Below are 20,045 nucleotides of genomic sequence, written 5' to 3'. Positions count from 1 at the left end.
TCAGCGGCGCCATTCATAGGGCGTCGTCGTGGAGACCTTCACCAGTCCGGAACGCTCGAGGATCGGCCGGGAGAACTCCGTGGAGTCGCTGTTGATCAGGGACTTGCCACTGGCCAGCGCGGACTTCGCCCGTGCCGAGGTGAGCGCGCGGTAGATCCCCCTGCCGCGCCACTGCGGCATGGTCGCCCCGCCCCAGATGCCGGCGAAGTCGGTGTTCGCCACCGGTTCGACGCGACCGGCGCAGACGACTTCGCCCTCTGCCTCGGCGACCCACATCTCCAGGCCGTCGTCCTTCGCGATCCGCTTGAGTACGCCGTCGGCGATGTCCTCTCCCCCGTCACCGCCGAACACCTCGTCCTGCATGGCGCAGGCGGCCGTCACGCCAGCCTCGTCGGTGACCTTGCGGATCGTGACGCCAGCGGAAGGCTCGACGTCGACGGCGAGCAGCGCCGCCTCGCCGATCATGATCGACTCCGGTTCCTGGGCGACGAAGCCGTTCGCGACCAGGGCGTCGTGCAACCCGGGTGCATGGTCGTGGCCGCGGGTCTTCCACTCGACCTTGGTGATCGCGTCGTTGGCGGTGAAGTGGGCCAGGGCTGCCTCGACCAGCTCTGCGACTTCTGCTGCTGAGGCAACTCCGAGCTCGCGGTAGGTGATGAAGCCTCGGCCGCTCCCGAACTCGACCAGGCGCAGTGCGCCCAGACGGGTGACCGAGCGAGCGCCCGGGGTCTCGGCATCGGTGCGCAACTGGGCGTCGTACGCCGCGAGGAGTTCTGCTGGTTCGAGTGGGTTCACTGCGCCGAAGGTGCCATGGCTCGGGAGCGTCGAGCAAGTGAGTTTCCTGGGTCGCTCGTTGTGGCGGTCGCTTGGTCCATCGCGGGCGGTCGTGGGTTTTCGTGGGCCTCTTGTGACGGCGGTCGCGTGGTCCGTCGCGGACTGTCGTGGGCTTTCGTGGGCCGTCGCGGGTGGGCACGCGCGGTCATGCTCGGTCGTGGGCGGTCGCGGCTCTGGAAGAAAGTTGCGGGACTTGTCCGGATGGTGGGACCAGGCGCCGGTTTCCGAGCCGGATTGTCGGTGGTCACGTGTTGGCTTGGAGACATGCAGGAGCACGCGATCGCAGACCTCGACACCGGTGACACGCTCACCGGTGTCGAGGTCGCGGTGCTCGCGCGGAGGGCCGCCGATCGCTCGCTCCTGCACCACGCGGCGCACTGGGCGGACCTGCACGGAGACCACGAGGAGGTGACCCGCGGGCATGGGTCGACCGACGGTGAGGACGAGCATCGCCGCGAGCACCCGACCTACCGGCGCTTCGGCGGTGACGGGACACCGCTGGTCTCCGAGTTCGCTACCGCCGAGCTCGGGATCAGCCTCCAGGTGCATCCGCTCTCGGCCAGGTCCTGGATCGCCGATGCCCTCGACCTGCGCCATCGACTCGAACCCCTGTGGACGCTCACGCTCGAGTCGCCCACCGCCGATCTGCTCGAGGTGTGGTTGCTCCGCAAGATCGCCTCCCGGACCCGCCACCTCCCTCCGACCTCGGCGCAGCAGATCGCCGAGGACCTGGCTGCGCTGATCACCTCGCTGCCCACCGGCAGGCTCCTGGAGCGCCTCGACTCGCTCGTCCTCCTGGCCGATGCCGAGGGTGACGAAGCGGAGCGGACGGCGCAGCTGCGGCTCCGGTTCGCGCACTTCAACCGCACCGACCAGCGCGGTCTGAGCGGTCTCTATGCGCGGCTCAGCTCGGCCGATGCGGCCACCGGTGACAAGCAGGTACAGCGACTCGCCGAGCTACTCCTGGCCCACGACCGCTCGACGGGCATCAAGTCCGACGACCTGGACACCCTCGACACCGCGCGCTCCCGTGCCCTCGGTCTGCTCATCGCCGACCCCGCCACCGCGCATGCGCTGCTCGCTGGCGCCATCGACCCGGCAGCCGCTGGTGATGTGGACAGTGCGGAGAGGGCTGGCGAGGGCGAGGCCGGCGCGGACGAGACCGGCGTGGGCGAGACCGGCGTGGGCGGAGCCACGGGTGCCACCTGTGCCGAGGGGGCCGGAGACGGTGCAGATCCCGCGAGCGTCGCCGGACCCGGACCTATGAGCGGTGCCAGGACCGGTCGCGCTGCCCTGCAGCTGCACCTGCACCTCTCCGAGGACGCCCTCCAGGCACTCGCGATCGCCGCCGACACCGGCCGGATTGCCGAGGGCGTCGGCCGACTCGAAGGACACGGGCCGCTCAGCCTCACTGAAGCCCTCGAGCTGCTGCGCCTGAGCGACGTCACCATCTCCGCGGTCCTGGACCCGGCCGCCACTGCGCCAGCCGACTCCTACGCGTTCACCGGGAGCCTGCGGGAAGCCCTCTTCACCCGCACCCCCGCCGACGTCTATCCCTATGCCCGCAACACCACGCACGCCATGGACATCGACCACACCGTCGCCTACCGACGAGATCGATCCGGGCGACCTGACGAGCCCGGCCAGACCAGTCTGGACAACGCCGGGCCGATGACGCGACACCATCACCGGATCAAGACCTCCGGCCCGGTCCGGGTGCGACAACCCCTGCCCGGCACCTACATCTGGCGCACGCTCAACGATCGCTACCGGATCACCAACGACACCGGCACGCACCAGCTCGACTCGCGCACAGGAGCCGACCTGTACAGCGATGACCCCGAGCGGCACTTCCACGCCATGACCCTGATCACGCAATGGAGCACCAGCCACGCGGCGGCCTGAGCCAGCCACCTACTCTGATTCGGTGACTTCGCAGGACGCATCGGACAGCTCAGCCGTTCCGGCAGAGGCCGGCCCCGAGGAGCTCGGCCACGGCCTCCGTACCAGGCACCTCACGATGATGGGCCTCGGCTCGGCGATCGGCGCTGGCCTGTTCCTGGGCTCTGGCGTCGGCATCGCCGCGGCCGGCCCGGCGATCCTGGTCTCCTATGCCCTGGCTGGCGTCCTCGTCATCCTGGTCATGCGGATGCTCGCCGAGATGGCCAGCGCCCGGCCGGCCAGCGGCTCGTTCTCGGTCTACGCCGAAGAAGCGCTCGGACCGTGGGCAGGGTTCCTGCTCGGCTGGCTCTACTGGTTCATGCTGGTGATGGTGCTCGGCGCCGAGATCACCGGCGCCTCCGCCATCGTGAGCGGCTGGGCACCGGGTATTCCCCAGTGGGTGGTCGCCCTGGTCGTCGTGAGCCTCTTCGCCGTGATCAACCTGTGGGGCGTACGCCAGTTCGGTGAGTTCGAGTTCTGGTTCGCCTTCATCAAGGTCGCCGCGATCATCGCGTTCCTGGTGATCGGGGTGCTGCTGGCGCTCGGTCTGCTGCCCGGCACCGACCCGGTCGGTACGTCGTACCTGCTCGGCGAGGGTGGGTTCGCCCCGAACGGCCTCGCCGGTGTCGCCGCCGGCCTGCTCGTGGTCGCCTTCGCCTTCGGTGGCATCGAGATCGTCACCATCGCCTCGGCGGAGGCCGAGGACCCACAGCTCGCGGTGGCCCGGTCGACGAAGAGCATCGTGTGGCGCATCCTCTTCTTCTACCTCGGCTCGATCGCACTGATGGTGCTGGTGATGCCCTGGAACTCTCCCGAGCTGGAGGCCGGACCGTTCGCCGCCGTGCTCGACCTCTCCGGCCTGCCGGCCGCGGCCACGATGATGGAAGTCGTCGTGGTGCTGGCACTGCTCTCGGCGTTCAACGCGCAGGTCTACGGCACCTCACGGATGGCCTACTCACTGGCCCGGCGCGGCGATGGACCGGCGGCCCTCACCAAGGTGTCCCGCTCGAACGTTCCGTGGGTGTCGGTGTTGGTGTCGATCTTCTTCGGCTTCGTGGCCGTGCTGCTCAACTGGCTGCTGCCCGACTCCCTGCTGGGCATCCTCCTCAACGCCGTCGGCGCCGCGCTGCTGGTCGTCTGGGCACTGATCGTCGTCGCCCAGCTGCGGCTCGGCCCGCGTCTGGCCACCGAGGCGCGGGAGAGCGGTCAGCCTTTGGCGATCCGCTCCTGGTGGCATCCGTGGTCGAACTGGGCGGTTCTCGTCGCACTCGGCGCGCTGGTGGTGCTGATGTTCACCGACACCGATGCCCGGAACCAGTTGATCTCAACCACCGGCCTGGTCGCGGTGATCCTGCTGCTCCACGTCCTCACCCGCAAGGCGCGGACCGCTCGCCGCAGAGTCACGTCGTGACGGGGGAAATCAGGGCAGGTGCCTGCGAGGTCTGTATGGCGGTGTGCATCCACGCGATGCGCGACGAAAGGGTCGTGAAGGTGGCAGACGCGAACTGGGTTGAGATTCGCAACTGTCGCGCCTGCGGTGCCTATTGGGACATGCAGCCCGGCAGCTATCCCGTGGTCATCACCTTCGAGGAGGCACTCAAGCGGGCGCCCGGCCTCGAGGACTGGATCGACTGTTCAACTGTCTCAAGTCGTCCGAACGGTCGACTGGGTTGAGAGTCGGCCTCCACGAGGCTTCCGGCGGCCACGGATGCGGCTCATTCGGTGACCGTTCCTGAGTCCACCCGCCAGTGCCGATCGAGCTGCACGGTCGAGAGCATCCGACGATCGTGGGTCACCAGCAGCAGGGCCCCTTCGTAGGACCCCAGTGCCTGCTCGAGCTGCTCGATCGCCGCGAGATCCAGGTGGTTCGTCGGCTCGTCGAGCACCAGCACATTGACCCCTCGTGCCTGCAACAACGCCAAGCCGGCACGAGTGCGCTCACCGGGCGACAGTTCGTCGACGGGCCGACCCACGTGGTCGGCCTTGAGCCCGAACTTCGCCAGCAGGGTCCGCACCTCACCCGGGGAGAGCTTCTCGACAAGTTCCTCGAAAGCGTCGGCAAGTGGACGGGCTCCGGCCAGCAACGAGCGCGCCTGGTCGATCTCGCCGATCATCACGCTGGTCCCGAGGCTCGCCGTGCCCTGCACCGGGGCTTGCTGACCGAGCAGAGCGCGGAGCAGCGTTGACTTGCCGGCTCCGTTCGGGCCGGTGATGCCGATCCGCTCCCCCGCGTTGACCTGCAGTGAGAGCGGGCCGAGGGTGAAGGAGCCCTGGGTGAACACGGCGTCGTTGAGCGTCGAGACCACTGAGCTGGATCGCGGAGCCGAGCCGATGCTGAACTCGAGCTTCCACTCCTTGCGTGGTTCCTCGACCTCCTCGAGCTGGGCGATCCGGCTCTCCATCTGACGTACCTTCTGCGCCTGCTTCTCGCTGGACTCCGTGGCCGCCTTGCGGCGGATCTTGTCGTTGTCCGGCGCCTTCTTCATCGCATTGCGCACGCCTTGGCTCGACCACTCACGCTGGGTCCGGGCGCGGGAGACGAGGTCGGCCTTCCTGCTGGCGAAGTCGTCGTACTTCTCCCGCTGATGGCGGCGCACCGTGGCGCGCTCCTCCAGGTAGGCGTCGTACCCGCCGCCGAAGACCCGGTTGGAGCCCTGCGCCAAGTCCAGCTCAAGCACCCGGGTCACGCAACGGGCGAGGAACTCGCGGTCGTGGCTGACCAGCACCACGCCGCCGCGCAGGCCCTGGACGAAGGCTTCCAACCGCTCAAGACCGTCGAGGTCGAGGTCGTTGGTCGGCTCGTCCAGCAACACGAGGTCGAAGCGGGACAGCAACAGTGCGGCCAACCCGACCCGGGCCGCCTGCCCACCGGAGAGCGATGTCATCAGCGTCTGGTCGATGGCTTTCTCGCCGAGGTCCAGCCCGAGCTCGGCCAGCACCACCGGGATCCGGTCCTCGAGGTCCGGAGCTCCGCTGGCCAGCCATCGCTCCAGTGCGTTCGAGTAGACATCGTTGGGATCGATACCTGTCGCCTGTGCGCTCGACGGGTCACCGAGGGCGACGGCTGCGGCGTCCATCTCGGCAGTCGCCGTGGCACAGCCGGTACGACGACCGATGTAGTCGGCGACTGTCTCGCCGACTACGCGTTCATGCTCCTGGGGGAGCCACCCGACGAAGGCGTCGGTCGGCGACAGCGACACCGTTCCGGCCTGGGGTTCGTCGATGCCCGCCAACATCCTGAGCAGTGTGGACTTGCCGGCACCGTTGGCGCCGACGACGCCGACGACATCGCCGGGCGCGACAGTCAGGTCGAGTGACTCGAAGAGGGTGCGATGGCCATGTCCCCCGGCCAGGCCCTGGGCCACGAGGGTTGCGGTCATTGCCCAATCTTGTCATTGCCGAGGGGACCAGGCGGAATGAGGCTGGGGCCATCAGGCTGTCGAAGCAGACGGAGTGGTTCTGAAGCGCTGGGGATCAGACGTTGAAGCGGAACTCCACCGAGTTCCGGCACCTAGCAACCTTTGCCAACCTCGGGACCCTGGCATTATTCACCGAGACCGGCTCGAACACAGAGATCTCCAGCGAAGCTGCCACGTCAGCGTCGGAGCGAAACCCCATGGGGCCATCGGAGGCCTGGCCCGCACCTGTGCTCAGCATGGATCATGCGAATGGGCTCGCTTTCGGCAATGACGCCACAAGCCGAAGAGTCTTCGTCCATAGCGGGCGCTTGGCAGGAACCTCCGGCGGATTGCCTACCTCTGACTCAGCGCGATCAAAGCTCTCCTCGATGAGAGCGTCATGAAGCGGCCGAAAAAAGAGGGACCAAGTCGCTCTGGATAGCCCGGTGACAGTCATAAATAACTCATGCCTGAGCAACACAACTGACTCATCCGCGGTTTCCGAAACAGTGAATGCATGATGGCCATGAAATCCCGATGGACCAGTGAATCGAAACCTCACGGATCGCCCTGGCTCATATGCGTCCACCACATAACGCACGGGCCCGTGCCCTCCAGATGCGCCGATGCCGAGTGGCCTGTCCAGTCTCATCGACGGCCATTGTCCACGCGGCCACAGCCGGTCCTGCTTGGTCGACAAGGAGTCCAGCAGCTCTCCGACCGATTCAGCGCTCGCATGGATGTATCGCTGATGAACGTTCTGGATCATGCTCTGAGACTAGTAGGAGCGGATCCAGACCCCTCAACGAGCCGAGCACCGCGACAGCGATCAAATCGGCGTAAGCAGTTTCGGCGGTCAACCGTCAGGCCGAGAATCAACTACACGTTGAAGCGGAACTCCACCACCACGTCGCCGCAGATAACAACCTCTGGCGTGTCTTCACGATAAATGAGCAGACATCCGGCGGCGGAAAGAACCCTACGGCCGGACAGCGAATCCTCGAAGGAACAGCCCCGCCGCGAGGTCCTCCGGCGCAAAGTTGACGACGGTCCGCGACAACACGACTCCGGAATCACGGTGGTATCGAACGATCTCATACGGATTGGATCCGTCGCTGTCGACCATCACGACGACTTCATCGCCTTGAAAGGATGCCTGCGATGAGAGCACTTCGTCCGTGACCCCAGCTACGTCGAACTGCTTCTCCGTCCGACCTGTCGCCAGATCGGTGGACATGATGGAGTTGCTCACACCGAACCATTGGAGCCGTCCGTCTCGAATCGAATCCGCACTCACCTGCGGGTATCCGATGCCGTCGCTGCGCATGAGTCGCTCTGTTAACGGGCCAGCATCCATCGCAACCTCGCGATACTCCCCGGAAGCGATATCCCACATCGAGATGACCGGCCTGACCGGAGAATCGAGCCCTCCGCTGATGGAATCGGAGATGTAGAAGATCGTCCCGCCCTGGCACGGCGCGCTAGCGGGGAGCGCGTTGTCGCGGGCCTGCGCGCTCAGCCCCACGTTCTCCTCGTCACCGTCAGCGGTGTCTGTGAGCTGGTTGAGCATCACCGGCTCGGTGTCAGGGTCGCCCGTCGACGAGTACGGCCCAGTTGCCAAACCGATGCCATAGACCGTGCCTTCACAGTTCGCAGTGGTGTAGTAGCCGCCTTCGACCTCGCTGAGCGTACTGGTGTCGCCAGTTGTGACGACCACTTGGCTCGTGTAGCCACCTGCATCTGAGAACCCCAGATTATAGAGGCCCAACACAGTCGACGGCGAGGTCGCGAGCATCGCGTACTGGCTGTCCGTCTTCGGGCTCGCGATGGTGGTCAGCCGGGTCTCATCAAGGCGATAGTCGTTCTTCAAATCACTAAAGAACAGGCCTTCGTCGGTCCAGACGGGTCGACCATGATCCATCCCCCATGTGGGCAACACAGACACTGAGCCATCTGCATCGACAAGGACCAGCCTCCCGCGGTGATGCGCTCCATCGATGTCTGCGCTCTGCGCGCTGAAGTACAGCGCATACGACGCGCCGCCCAGTTGCTGCGGAATCGGGCCTAGGTCTGCCGAGCTCCCGCATCCAGTGAGGAGGGCGAGCGACGAGAGGAGTACTACCGAGGCCCCTGCGACGCGCTTCATTGTGGTCGGACCATTCTCTCGCGACGACGACCTCCGCCGCCGGCGGAACCCGTCCTAGTGTACGGGTCTCCAGGTCGACGCGCGATGCGAAGATGAGTCAGAAGTCCACGTGATGCTTCACTGCTGACACGCCAAAGGTTTAGTTCGAGAACCGGAACTCGACCACGTCGCCGTCGGCCATCACATAGTCCTTGCCCTCCATGCGGACCTTGCCGGCTTCCTTGGCCTTGGCCATCGTGCCGGCGGCGCGGAGGTCGCCGAAGGAGACGATCTCGGCCTTGATGAAGCCCTTCTGGAAGTCGGTGTGGATCACGCCGGCAGCCTCGGGTGCGGTGGCGCCCTTCGGGATCGTCCAGGCACGCGTCTCCTTGGGCCCGGCGGTCAGGTAGGTCTGCAGGCCGAGGGTGTCGAAGCCGACGCGGGCCAGCACCTCCAGTCCCGGCTCGGTCACGCCCGCCTCGGCGAGGAACTCGACAGCCTCTTCGTCGTCGAGCTCGATCAGCTCGGACTCGAACTTGGCGTCCAGGAAGATCGCCTCCGACGGGGCGATCAGCTTACGCATCCGGTTCTTGAGCTCTTCGTCGGCGAGCTCCTCGGCGTCGCAGTTGAAGACGTAGATGAACGGCTTGGCCGTGAGCAGCGAGAGCTCACGGAGCAACGTCCGGTCGATCGTGGTGTCGATGACCGGGGTGCCGCCCTCGAGAGCAGCCTTGGCCTCGCGGGCGGCCTCCAGGTTGGCGACCAGGTCCTTGACCTTGCGCGACTCCTTCTCGAGTCGCGTGATCGCCCGGTCCACGGTCTCCAGGTCGGCCAGGATCAGCTCGGTCTGGATGGTGGAGATGTCGCTGTCGGGGTTCACCTCGCCGTCGACGTGGGTGACGTCCTCGTCACGGAACACCCGGGTCACCTGGCAGATCGCCGAGGACTCGCGGATGTGGGAGAGGAACTTGTTGCCCAGGCCCTCACCCTGCGAGGCGCCCCGCACGATCCCGGCGATGTCGACGAACTCCACGGTCGCGGGGAGGATCTTCTCCGAGCCAAAGATCTCGGCCAGCTGCGGCAGCCGCTCGTCGGGCACACCGACGACACCGACGTTCGGCTCGATGGTCGCGAACGGATAGTTCGCCGCGAGGACGTCGTTCTTGGTCAGTGCGTTGAAGAGCGTCGACTTGCCCGCATTGGGAAGTCCCACGATTCCGATGGTGAGTGCCACGGGCGGTGAGTCTACGGCGCGCCCCGACCTGCCCCGAATCGACCGACCCACGGTGGCTGCCGGGGCGTGACTAGGCTCGCAGGCATGACTGACCCACAGGTGGCTGGCGACGAGCGGATTGCACTGCTTCGCGAGCCGGCCCACCAGGTCTCGGCGAACCAGCTCAAGCTGTGGCGCACCGTGGAGCTGATCGAGTTCGTCATCGGTATGGCGATCTTGGTGGCGCTCTGGATCTTCGTGCCACACCCGTGGTGGTTGCTGCCGCTCTTCGTGGCCCTCGTGCTCGGCGACCTCGTGCTGATGCTGTGGATCCCCGGGCTCAAGTTCCGCACCCACCGCTGGGAGGTGACCTCGGGGGCCGTCTACACCCAGACCGGATGGTTGAGCACGAAGCAGCGGATCGCACCGCTGTCCCGGGTGCAGACCGTGGACACCCGCCGCGGACCGCTGATGCGCCTCTTCGGGCTCTCCGCGGTCACCATCACCACGGCCTCCTCCGCCGGCGCCATCGAGATCATCGGGCTGGACGAGGACGTCGCCACCCGGGTCGTCGCCGAGCTCACCGAGATCACCTCCGCGGACCAGGGCGACGCGACGTGAGCGAACCCGGCGGATGGCAGCGCCTGGACGCCAAGGTCATGGTGATCGGTCCGATCGGGGCGTTTCGCCAGTTCCTGTTCCCGGCAGTCATCGCGCTGATCGGTGTCGGCACCCAACAGCCCAGGTGGGCGTTGATCGCCGCGCCACTGATCGTGCTCGGCTCGATCGTCCTCGGCGTGATCCCTTGGTTCACCACCCGCTTCCGCATCGCAGACGACCAGCTCGTCGTCACCACCGGCCTGGTCAACAAGTTGCGGCTCACGGCGCCGCTCGACCGGATCCGCAGCGTCGACCTCGAGGCCACCGTCCTGCACCGGTTGCTGAAGCTGGAGAAGGTGGAGGTCGGCACCGGTGTCGACGACACGATGATCGAGCTGAACGCACTGTCGGTGGACCAAGCGGCCGCGCTGCGCACCCGACTCCTCTCCGGCCGGACCGCGCCGACCGATCGTCATACCGCCGGCGAAGCACCCGCCGAGACCATCGGGACCGCTCGCGGTGTCAACGACCTGGTCACGTTCACGCCCGCCTGGGCGCGCTTCGCGCCGTTCAGCCTGGGCCGGCTTGCGATCGCACTCGGCTTCCTGGGCGCGACCTCGCAGTTCGCCGGTGAGATCAGGATCGAGCTGGACGGTGACGTGCTCGAGCGGGTGCTCGCCACCTCGCTCACCCTGATCATCCTGGGCGCCCTCGCGGGCGGGCTGGTGTTGTGGATCGTGCTGTCGATGGTGGCCTATCTGATCCAGTGGTGGGACATGCGGCTCTTCCGCGAGGACGGCAACCTGCGCCTGACCCGCGGGCTGTTCACCACGCAATCAACCACGATCGAGGAGGTCAGGGTCCGCGGCGTACGGCTGCGCGAGACCGCCCTGCTCCGCACCGTCGACGGCGGTGAGCTGCATGCTCTCGTCACCGGCCTCGAGGACTCCGTGCACGCCGTGCTGCCGCAGGCGCCGACACCGGTGGTCCGCGAGATCGCGACGGACATCCTCGGGGACGAGACGCCCGTCAAGGTCGGACTCGAGATGCACGGTCCATCGGCCCGACGTCGAGCAATGGTCCGCAACGTCCTCGTCCTCTCACCGGTCATCGCGCCCGTCGTCGCACTGGTCGTCCTGCTTGACGGGCCCTGGTGGCCGGTCGTCGCGGTCGCGGTGGCCGTGGTCCCGGTCGGGTGCCTGCTCGGCCGGATGGAATATGCCCACCTCGGCCACGCCCTCACTCCCGACCACCTGGTCGCCGGTTCCGGGATCACCTCGCGCACGCGCACGATCCTCCAGCGTGACGGAGTGATCGGCTGGGTCGTCGCCCAGAGCTTCTTCCAGCGACGGCGGGGCCTGGCCACCGTGGTCGCCACCACGGCGGCGGGGGCCGAGCAGGTGGTCATCCGCGACATTCCCCTCCCTGCCGCGACCGCCTTCGTCCGGGCCGCCACGCCCGGCATCGTCGAGGAGTTCCTGGCCGCATAGGTTCATCCCATGCGCATCGCCACCTGGAATGTGAACTCCATTCGCTCCCGCATCGACCGCGTCGAGGCATTCCTGCAACGCCACGACATCGACGTACTCGCTGTCCAGGAGACCAAGGCCAAGGTGGACCAGCTGCCACTGATGGGCCTCGAGTCCATGGGCTACGAGGTCGCCGCGACCGGCTTCAGCCAGTGGAACGGTGTCGCGCTGATCAGCCGCGTCGGGATCGAGGACGTCCAGGTGGGCTTCTCCGAGATGCCGGGCTTCGGGGACCCGTTGGTGTCGGAGGCACGGGCGATCGGAGCCGTCTGCGGCGGCGTACGCATCTGGTCGCTCTATGTTCCGAACGGCCGCAAGGTCGACGACCCGCACTACGCCTACAAGCTCGACTGGCTGGGTCGACTGCGCACTGCCGCGCAACAGTGGCGCGACGAGCCGACGGCCCTGGTCGGCGACTGGAACATCGCGCCGCTGGACGAGGACGTCTTCGACATCGCCCAGTTCAAGAACTCCACGCACGTGACGGTGCCCGAGCGGGCTGCGTTCAACGCCTTCCTCGAGGACGGGTACGCCGATGTGGTGCGGCCGCACATCTCGGGCGACGCGGGCTACACCTACTGGGACTACTACCGCCAGCGGTTCGAGCGGAACCGCGGCATGCGCATCGACTTCGTGATCGGCTCACCGGCCTTCTCCGATCGGGTCACCGGAGCCTTCATCGACCGCGACGAGCGGGACCCCGCACTGGGCAAGGCCAACGGACTCGGCAGCCCGTCCGATCACGCTCCCGTCATCGTCAACCTGAGCGACTGACCGGCTTCTGCCGCACGGCTTGACCGCGATTGTCGGTGGCGTGGTCCATGCTCGAAGGCATGGAGATCCTGCTGCTTCTCATCGGTCTGGCCCTGGGGGCCCTGGTCGGCGCGCTCGCCGCGGCGCTGTGGGTCCGGAGCCATCCCAGCGATCCGGTCGTGGCGCGCGAGTCCATCGCCGCCCTGGAGCGCCGGGTCGCCGACGACACGGTGATCAAGGACGGCCTGGACAGGCTCGCCGAGCAGATGCGCGACCTCGAGCACAACCGCGCCACCTGGCAGGGGCAGTTGCGCGCGCAGGTCGACGAGGTCCGGCACTCCGCGGAGGGGCTGCGCCGCGAGACGACGTCGCTCTCCACTGCCCTGCGCAAGCCGCAGGTCCGCGGCCGTTGGGGTGAGATGCAGCTGCGTCGGGCCGTGGAGCTGGCCGGGCTGGTCGACCGGTGCGACTTCACCGAGCAGCACCACACGACGTACGACGACGCGGTGCTGCGCCCCGATCTCGTGGTGCACCTCTCCGGGGGCCGCAACGTGGTGGTGGACTCCAAGGTGCCGCTCGATGCCTTCCTCGACGCCACCGGTGCTGAGGACCCGGACGAGCATCGCGCCCACATCAACCGCCACGCCCGCCAGGTGCGCAGCCACGTGGACGCGTTGGGTGGCAAGCGCTACTGGCAGGCGCTGGGCAGCTCCCCCGAGTTCGTCGTGCTCTTCCTGCCCGGCGAGTCCTTCCTCTCGGCCGCCCTCGACGGCGACCCGAACCTGCTCGAGCGTGCCGCCGAGCGCGGTGTCGTGCTGGCCACTCCGACCACCTTGATCGCGCTGCTCAAGACAGTCGCCCACGGCTGGACCCAGGAGCGGCTGGCGGAGCAGACCACGGCGATCCACGACCTGGCCCGTGACCTCTACACCCGTCTGGGCACGCTGGGCGATCACTTCGACAAGGTCGGGCGCTCGCTAAAGGCCTCGGTGGAGCACTACAACCGCGCCGTCGGCTCGCTGGAGTCACGCGTGTTCGTCACCGCCCGTCGCCTCGAGGACCTGGGCGTCAACGGCCAGCGCATCGAGGCCCCCACACCGGTCGTGGAGACGCCCCGCCCACTGACCTCCGCCGAGCTGCTCGACGCGGTGGGCCAGACCCGGCCTGACTTGGACCTGCTCGATCCCCCACGCCGCAATACCTCCGAGACTGGCTAGCCTGCAGTCATGTCGGACTGCGTCTTCTGCCGGATCATTGCTGGCGAGCTCCCCTCGAGTGTCGTCCACGAGGACGAGCGCACGATCGCGTTCATGGACATCAATCCGGCCAGTCACGGCCACGCGCTGGTGATCCCGAAGACCCACTCCCGCGACCTGCTCGAGGTCGGTCCGGACGACCTGGCCGCCTGCACCTCGGCCGCGCAGATGGTGGCAACGCGGGCCGTGGAGCGGCTCGGTGCCGACGGCGTCAACCTGCTCAACTGCTGTGGTGTCGACGCGTGGCAGACCGTCTTCCACTTCCACATCCACGTGGTGCCCCGCTATCGCGACGACCCCGAACGCGACCGGCTCAAGCTGCCCTGGATCCCCGAGGCGGGCGACCCCGAGTCCGTGGCCGCCGCAGCGGCTGCACTGCGCGGCTGAAGGTCCCTGCCGCGGCGCGCCGCAGGACCTGCCGGTCGCCACCGGCCTAAAATGGCAGTCGTGGCTCGAGCACGCACCCTCTGGGAAGAGGGCACCGAACCCGGGCGGCCAGTCGCCGCCATGGGGGTGGCGATCGCGCTCTCCGCAGTCGTGGTCGAGCTCGTCGCCCACGGACGTCTCGGCTGGTTCTTCGACCTGGTCTTCGTCCTCACCTGCTGCGCCATGGCGCTGCGCGTGCGCCCGAGCGACTTCTTCCTGATCGGCGTGCTGCCACCCCTGCTGATGCTCAGCGTCTTCTGGTTGCTGGCCCTGGCTTCCTCCGCGACCATCGCCGACGAGGTCGACGGCACGATCCAGGCCGTGATCACCGGGCTCGCCAACCACTCCGGTGCGCTGATCAGCGGCTACGCACTGTGCTTGGGCGCACTCGCGATGCGCCAGCAGGTCTATCGCAAGCGTCGCGACGCCCGACGTACGCCGCGTGGCCGACGCCCGGTTCCGAACCTCTAGCCGGCCGGTACCGCAACCGGGGACGCGGGCGCGGTCGGCGTAGGTGTGGGCGTCCCGGTCGGGGTCGGAGCTGCAGTCGGGGCCGGGCCCGGTGCGGGAACCGACGGCTCAGTTGGTTTCGGGGTCGGGACAGGTGTGGGCTTGGGCTCGACACACAACTTGGTCGCCGACACGCTCCCCCGGCGCATGGAGATCGTCGCCACGCTCGTCCCCCTGCCGGTCACTACGGAGATCCCCGTGCGGGACGACGATCCGTAGCGGACGGCCCCTCGATCGGGGTCAGGGCAATCGAGCCAGCCGTGTGCGGCCGTGACCGTCACGGTCAACGACTTCTGGCTGGTCCACGAGCCACCCACCTTGTAGGCGCCCTTGGAGTTGGTCCGTGCGGACCCGAGGACGGTCCCACGCGCGTCGCGCACGGTCACCGTGGCGCCCTTGACGCCGTGGCCCTCGACCGAGTCCACCACGGTGCCTGTGATCCAGGCGCCGCGCTTGGTCAGGCTCATGCTCGAGAAGGTGACCCGTCCGGAGCGGACCGTGCCGACGAGCCCCGTGCGACCGATCCGGTCGCCCGCCCCGGGCACGGTCAACTTGTAGGACCCCGGCATCAGGCCGGCGAAGCTGACGACCCCGCTGCTCGCCGCGGCGGTGTACCACTGCCCGGTGCTTCGGTTCGTCGCGGTGACCCAGAGCCTCTTCCCGCGGAAACTGCTCATCGGGTAGAGGTCGACAGAGAGCCCGCCAGCCTTCCTGGTCAGCTTCACGTTGGCCTTGCGCGAGGTGTTGGACTTCACCCACTTCACGTAGGTGCTCTTGCCGGCCCACTGCTTCTTCGCATCCCACACGAACAGGGAGTAGTTCGCCGGGGGCAGACCACCGATGGCGAACTCACCCCGGTTGTTCGCCTTCACCTCGAAGGAGGTGCCGTACTGGTTGGCGGCCACGATCCGCGCGGACGCCGCACGCTTCCCACCGGCCGTGGCCACGCCGTACACCATGGCGCCCCTGGGCAGCCTCCCCCGGACCTGGGTGGTGCGATTGGCCTTGACCGAGACGGTGACGTCCTTCTGCGGACGCCTGGTCTTGTCGTACTGCGGCCGGCGGTCGACGAACTGGAAGCTGTAGCGACCCGGAGCGAGCGGCGAGACGGCGAAGACGCCGTTGGCGTCGGCGTTCCGCTTGCCGAGGTACTTCCCCGACGAGTTGAACCAGATCACCTGCATCCGGGAGAGACCCCGGCCTGCGGTGTCGGTGATCTGACCGCGGACGCGTCCGGAGTCTGCGGCGGACGAGCTCCCCGCCGACCCGATGACGACCAACAGCGGGAGCAGCAGGGCAAGTGTGAGGACGGCACCGAGCCGGGCCATCCGCGAGGAGCGGGTCATGAGGATTCCTGGGTGTCAGTCGTTGGTTCCGGCGGTGGTGCGGTAGCCGACGCCACGCACCGTCTCGAGCCATCGGGGAGAAGTGGCGCTCTCGCCGAGCTTGCGGCGCAGGTTGGCCATGTGCACCTCGACGCCGCGCTTGTCGGCGTCATTGATGTAGTGCGAGGTCACGTGCGACTCGCCGCGCAGCACGAGGACCAGGTCGGCCTTGCTCCGGACCCTGCGACCCGAGCGGAAGAGAGACTCGAGCAGATCGAACTCGCTCCGGGTCAGCTCGACGTTGCGACCGTCGACAAGCACTGTCCTGCTCTCGGGGTTCAGCTCGAGGCCGTTCAGGTGCAGCGAGCCACCCGCCGACGTTTCCGGTGCGACCGGTGCGACCGACGCGCGCGTAGGCGTAGCGGGCGAGGGCGTGGAAGCCGGGGTCGGGGTCGGTTCGACAGGAGGCTGCCCAAGGGTTTGGTCAGGCGCGTGCGGGGCCGGCGGAGTGGTCGGAGGCAGCGGGGGGTTCGCCGCGGAGGCGGCACCCATGGCGGCGACGTGGTCCTCGATCACCCGGGGGCGACGAAGCAGCGTCTCGATCCGCGCGCGCAGCTCTCGCGGCCGGAAGGGCTTGACGATGTAGTCGTCGGCACCCGCGTTCAACCCGGCCACGACGTCGATCTCGTCCCCGAGCCCGGAGAGCATGATCAGGTAGCCGGTGCTGAACTCACGGATCAACCGGGCGGCGGCGAACCCGTCGACGCCCGGCATGTTCACGTCCAGCGTCGTCAACAACGGCTTGTGCTTGCGGACCAGCTCGACCCCGTCGGCGCCGTTGCTGGCCATCACGGTGGTGAAGCCGGACTGGGTGAGGACCATGTCCAGGAGGCTCCGGATGTCCGCGTCGTCCTCGATGATGACGGCCATGCGCGTGGCGGGCGTGGCTGTCATGGCTGGAGCCTAACGCGAACGTCCCGTGGCCCGAGGCGTCTTGCAGCAATCGTTTCAGTCATCTCACCACTCCGCATTCCGGACCAGGTCCAAGGCCAGATCGGTCGACCAGGCCCCGGCGGCAGGGCCCCCGTTGCACTCGCCGTCGCTCTCGCCCGGTGGCTTGATCCACAGGTAGGCATCCAGGCCACCGTCGTCCACGTAGCCGGGCTTCGTGCCCACGGCCCGACCCTGGGGATTGCACCACTCCCCGTTGCCACCGGCTCCGTTGCGGGAGCTGTCGACGACGAAGTGCGCACCATCGAGATGGCTGGCCACCTGCCGCGCATAAGCCACCTCTTCGGCGTTGGTGCCGAACGCGGACGTGTTCGTGGCGAAGCCGCGCACGCTCTCCACGCCGACACGATCCAGAAGGTCGGCCATCTCGACCGGCTCCGTCCAGTTCGAGTGCCCGGCATCGATGTACGTCGTGACGTCGGCCTCCCTCAGTTCCTCGACCGCCTCCGAGAGCGCCTGCACACGTTGCTCGACGAGATCGCACTCCTGCGCCGAGGCCAGCGCGTCCGGCTCGAGGATGGCCACCGTCCAGGGTCCTGCCGCAGAAGCGATCTCCCGCACCCACTCGGCGTACTCCCCTGCGGGCAACCCACCCGAGGACTCCCCCGCGGTGCAGTCGCGCTGGGTGATCCCGTAGACCACGAACACGGCGACCTCCTTGCGCTCGTGCGCGGCCTCCGCAACCCCCTTCACGCGGCTCCCGACCTGTCCGGCGGGCTGCTCCTCAGGGGTCAACCAGATGCCGGTGGGCACCGCTGCCAGCCTGCGCAGCAGTTCCCCCTCGTTGCCCGCGGCACCCTGCGCGGCGACTGACACCTTGGCGGCCGGGTCGACATAGACCGACCGCAGCGCGAAGGGGTTGTCGGCCTGGCCCGGGGCCTGCGACCGGGCGTGCAGGAAGAGGACGGTGCCCACGATCAGCGCGAGGGCCAGGAAGGACGTCACCACCAGGAGGAGCCCGGGGCGACGCCTGCGCCAGTCAGTTCGCATTGATCGGGATCTCGCTCGCCACTGTCGGAGTGTCCGAGGCGAAGATCGCGATCGGGACCTCCTGCCGGATGACCTCGGTGTCGTAGCGCTTGGAACCGGCGGAGCGCTGGATCCGGACCGATGCCTCGAACACGAGGGTGAGCCCGATGGTGTCCTTGGCCAGCTCGCCGATCTGCTGGTTTCGGAGCTCGAATGCTCCCTTGGGCGCCGTGACCAGCATGCCCATCCGGGACTTGACCGGCTCGGGATCGAAGGTTATCCGAGAGGCCTCCTCGTCCAGCAGGTACGGCGTCTCGACCGCACCGGAGGTCGTGGCCGTCGTGCTGGTCACCCGGATGTTGCCCAGGTAGACCTTGCGCTTGGTCTTGAACTTGTCGCGCAGCTCCCGGTGCAGGTCGTATGCGGTGAAGGTGAAGGAGAAGAACTTGCTGCCGCGCGGGTACCACTCGTTGGTCCGGGGCGTCGACTTGGTCGGCCAGATCGTGTAGACGAAATCGACGCCGTCGACATCGACGTGGGACTGGTAGGTGCCGTCGCGGGTGAACTGCGAGACGAACTTCTCCTGCTCCGGCGCCGCGGTCTCTTCGGTGGTGGCCTTGGTCGCCTCGCCCTTGCCGAACTGGTCCAGCGGCGAACAGGCACCGAGGACGAGCAGGCAGGTGAGCGCTGCGACGAGACCCCTGAGGGTGGTGGTGAGTGTGGCGTTCATACCTTGTATCCCTTGTAGCGCCGGAGCGCCTTGATCATGAGTGCAGCGGTCTGGGCAATGGTCACGATGCCGAGCACCGGCCAGGCGACAGCAAGGACGTCGGACTGGGTGTTGATGGCCAGCTGGCTCCAGCCCGCGAAGGCCCCGCCCATCAGGACCAGCACGGTGGCGGCGGGGATCAGATAGCCGTGACCACCCTTGCCACTCTCCGCGCGAGCCTGGGCTGCCCAGTTGTCGCTCTGCTGGTTGGAGAAGAACTTGAACCACGAGCGCAGGAAGTGGCCCATCCGGACCAGCATGTAGACCTCGGCCGCGACCAGGGTCAGGGCGAAGAGGTAGTCCTTGCGGTTGCGGTCCTGCATCGAGTGCGCGACCCGAGCGTTCAAGAAGGTCGCGACGACCGGCGGGATCAGCCACCAGGCGGTGAACACGAAGGCGTCGATGGTCAGCGAGGCACAGAGCAACAGGACGAACCCGACACGGGTGAAGATGTTGGTGACCATCGAGAGGTGCTCGAACCAGCGCAGGCGCAGGTTGGGATGGAACGGTTGCCCCTTCGTGTCGCCGCGCTGCCCCGGCCACATCAGCTCGATGGCGCCGTAGTTCCACTTGACCTGCTGCGCGTCCAGCGACTTCAGGGTGGTCATCCCGCCGACGTTGGCCCTGGCCTGGGCGCTGATCTTGGTCAGGAAGCCGGCACTCTTGATCTGCAGGGAGAGCAGTGAGTCCTCGACCTCGCTGTCCTTGACCCAGGGGCGGCGCTGGTTGGTGTCGACCATGACCCTGCGCAGCGCCTTGGTGGAGAAGATCGAGAACTGCCCACCCAGGACAGCCATGTTCCGCCCACGCAGCATGTTCTGCATGTTGAAGGCCGCGAACTGTGCTCGCTGGCCGGCGATCAGGAAGGAGGGAATGAGTCCCGTGATGTCGGAGTCGTCAATGCTGTAGATCGCCGAGATGCCCCCGATCCGGTCGTCGCTCTCCATCTCCGCGACGAGGTGTTCGATGGCGTGCGGGTCTGCGGTCGTGTCACCGTCCACGCCGAGCAGGTAGTCGCAGCCCTCCACCAGGGAGTAGCCGTAGTTGAGCGCACCGACCTTCTTGTCGGGGTTCTCCCCGATGTCGTGGATGAAGATCTCGGTGGTCGCCTCCACACCGCCCTTCACCCGCCGCTGGACTCCGGCGTAGTGGCCCGCGATCTCCACCGTCTCGTCGGTGGTGTTGTTGACCACGACGTGGATCACGTCGGGCATCCGGGTCTGCATCAGCAACGAGTCGAGGACTGAGGCGATCGTTGCCTCCTCGTTGTACGAGGGGACGACACAACCGACCGTCGACTGCTGTACGCCGAGGCCATCGTCATAGCCGCCGAGGGCTACTTCCAGGCGGTCGTCGAGATGTGGAGTGCTCACCGGTCCATCGTGA

At 67.4% G+C, this 20,045-nt stretch carries 18 protein-coding genes; 9 read left to right on the top strand and 9 right to left on the bottom strand.

Going from position 1 to position 20,045, the window contains the following annotated elements:
* Positions 1 to 795 carry a GNAT family N-acetyltransferase gene (locus BJ980_RS16730; RefSeq protein WP_179503338.1) on the bottom strand — a complete coding sequence of 265 codons (795 nt, stop codon included), beginning with the start codon at positions 793 to 795 and terminating at the stop codon, positions 1 to 3.
* Positions 796 to 1,098: 303 nt separating this feature from the next.
* On the opposite strand from BJ980_RS16730, the gene BJ980_RS16725 reads away from it, so the two are divergent.
* Genes BJ980_RS16725 through BJ980_RS16715 form a run of 3 tightly spaced genes read left to right on the top strand, consistent with a single transcriptional unit; the run spans position 1,099 to position 4,449 of the window.
* On the top strand, positions 1,099 to 2,739 hold the full coding sequence (locus BJ980_RS16725; RefSeq protein ID WP_179503337.1) for an HNH endonuclease signature motif containing protein: 1,641 nt from the start codon (positions 1,099 to 1,101) through the stop codon (positions 2,737 to 2,739).
* A 22-nt stretch (positions 2,740 to 2,761) separates the two neighbouring features.
* Positions 2,762 to 4,186 (top strand): amino acid permease, encoded by a 1,425-nt coding sequence (locus tag BJ980_RS16720; protein WP_343047845.1) that lies wholly within the window; start codon positions 2,762 to 2,764, stop codon positions 4,184 to 4,186.
* A complete protein-coding gene (locus tag BJ980_RS16715; protein ID WP_179503336.1) occupies positions 4,183 to 4,449 on the top strand; it encodes a hypothetical protein in 267 nt (88 codons plus the stop codon). Before BJ980_RS16720 ends, BJ980_RS16715 begins: the two co-directional genes overlap by 4 nt.
* Before the next feature lie 41 nt (positions 4,450 to 4,490).
* Here BJ980_RS16715 and BJ980_RS19360 read toward each other — a convergent pair whose 3' ends face one another.
* The 3 genes from BJ980_RS19360 to ychF all read right to left on the bottom strand — a co-directional run bounded on the left by BJ980_RS19360 (position 4,491) and on the right by ychF (position 9,532).
* Positions 4,491 to 6,155, bottom strand: coding sequence for an ABC-F family ATP-binding cassette domain-containing protein (locus BJ980_RS19360; RefSeq protein ID WP_179503335.1), 1,665 nt, complete (start codon positions 6,153 to 6,155; stop codon positions 4,491 to 4,493).
* Between the two features lie 997 nt (positions 6,156 to 7,152).
* Positions 7,153 to 8,319: a hypothetical protein gene (locus tag BJ980_RS16705; RefSeq protein ID WP_143907615.1), complete on the bottom strand. Its 1,167-nt coding sequence runs from the start codon at positions 8,317 to 8,319 to the stop codon at positions 7,153 to 7,155.
* A 139-nt stretch (positions 8,320 to 8,458) separates the two neighbouring features.
* Positions 8,459 to 9,532 (bottom strand): redox-regulated ATPase YchF, encoded by a 1,074-nt coding sequence (ychF, locus tag BJ980_RS16700; RefSeq protein WP_179503334.1) that lies wholly within the window; start codon positions 9,530 to 9,532, stop codon positions 8,459 to 8,461.
* An 84-nt stretch (positions 9,533 to 9,616) separates the two neighbouring features.
* Between ychF and BJ980_RS16695 the strand changes: the two genes are divergently transcribed.
* From BJ980_RS16695 to BJ980_RS16670, 6 genes are read left to right on the top strand one after another with little or no spacing between them, the layout of a single operon-like run.
* On the top strand, positions 9,617 to 10,132 hold the full coding sequence (locus BJ980_RS16695) for a PH domain-containing protein (protein ID WP_179503333.1): 516 nt from the start codon (positions 9,617 to 9,619) through the stop codon (positions 10,130 to 10,132).
* A complete protein-coding gene (locus BJ980_RS16690) occupies positions 10,129 to 11,601 on the top strand; it encodes a PH domain-containing protein (RefSeq protein ID WP_179503332.1) in 1,473 nt (490 codons plus the stop codon). Before BJ980_RS16695 ends, BJ980_RS16690 begins: the two co-directional genes overlap by 4 nt.
* Before the next feature lie 9 nt (positions 11,602 to 11,610).
* Complete coding sequence (locus BJ980_RS16685; RefSeq protein ID WP_179503331.1) at positions 11,611 to 12,414, top strand: exodeoxyribonuclease III; 804 nt, start codon at positions 11,611 to 11,613, stop codon at positions 12,412 to 12,414.
* Between the two features lie 59 nt (positions 12,415 to 12,473).
* A complete protein-coding gene (locus tag BJ980_RS16680; RefSeq protein ID WP_179503330.1) occupies positions 12,474 to 13,610 on the top strand; it encodes a DNA recombination protein RmuC in 1,137 nt (378 codons plus the stop codon).
* Between the two features lie 9 nt (positions 13,611 to 13,619).
* Positions 13,620 to 14,036, top strand: a complete 417-nt coding sequence (locus BJ980_RS16675) for an HIT family protein (protein WP_179503329.1) — start codon at positions 13,620 to 13,622, stop codon at positions 14,034 to 14,036.
* A 60-nt stretch (positions 14,037 to 14,096) separates the two neighbouring features.
* A complete protein-coding gene (locus BJ980_RS16670; RefSeq protein WP_425490338.1) occupies positions 14,097 to 14,546 on the top strand; it encodes a DUF6542 domain-containing protein in 450 nt (149 codons plus the stop codon).
* Here the strand turns inward: BJ980_RS16670 and BJ980_RS16665 are convergent.
* From BJ980_RS16665 to BJ980_RS16645, 5 genes are all read right to left on the bottom strand, one after another.
* Positions 14,543 to 15,931 carry a carboxypeptidase-like regulatory domain-containing protein gene (locus tag BJ980_RS16665; RefSeq protein WP_179503327.1) on the bottom strand — a complete coding sequence of 463 codons (1,389 nt, stop codon included), beginning with the start codon at positions 15,929 to 15,931 and terminating at the stop codon, positions 14,543 to 14,545. The two genes, BJ980_RS16670 and BJ980_RS16665, sit on opposite strands and share 4 nt — an antisense overlap.
* Before the next feature lie 15 nt (positions 15,932 to 15,946).
* The gene (locus tag BJ980_RS16660) at positions 15,947 to 16,864 is read right to left on the bottom strand and encodes a response regulator transcription factor (RefSeq protein WP_179503326.1); all 918 of its coding nucleotides are present in this window, start codon (positions 16,862 to 16,864) and stop codon (positions 15,947 to 15,949) included.
* 63 nt (positions 16,865 to 16,927) lie between these two features.
* Complete coding sequence (locus tag BJ980_RS16655) at positions 16,928 to 17,911, bottom strand: glycoside hydrolase family 6 protein (protein WP_179503325.1); 984 nt, start codon at positions 17,909 to 17,911, stop codon at positions 16,928 to 16,930.
* On the bottom strand, positions 17,901 to 18,620 hold the full coding sequence (locus BJ980_RS16650; RefSeq protein WP_179503324.1) for a hypothetical protein: 720 nt from the start codon (positions 18,618 to 18,620) through the stop codon (positions 17,901 to 17,903). Before BJ980_RS16650 ends, BJ980_RS16655 begins: the two co-directional genes overlap by 11 nt.
* Positions 18,617 to 20,032 (bottom strand): glycosyltransferase, encoded by a 1,416-nt coding sequence (locus BJ980_RS16645; protein WP_179503323.1) that lies wholly within the window; start codon positions 20,030 to 20,032, stop codon positions 18,617 to 18,619. The genes BJ980_RS16650 and BJ980_RS16645 overlap by 4 nt, the downstream gene beginning before the upstream one ends.
* Positions 20,033 to 20,045: the final 13 nt, after the last annotated feature.

It is taken from the genome of Nocardioides daedukensis (genome assembly GCF_013408415.1).
In the GTDB taxonomy this organism is placed as follows: domain Bacteria; phylum Actinomycetota; class Actinomycetes; order Propionibacteriales; family Nocardioidaceae; genus Nocardioides; species Nocardioides daedukensis.
This window is presented reverse-complemented; position numbering and strand designations above follow the sequence as displayed.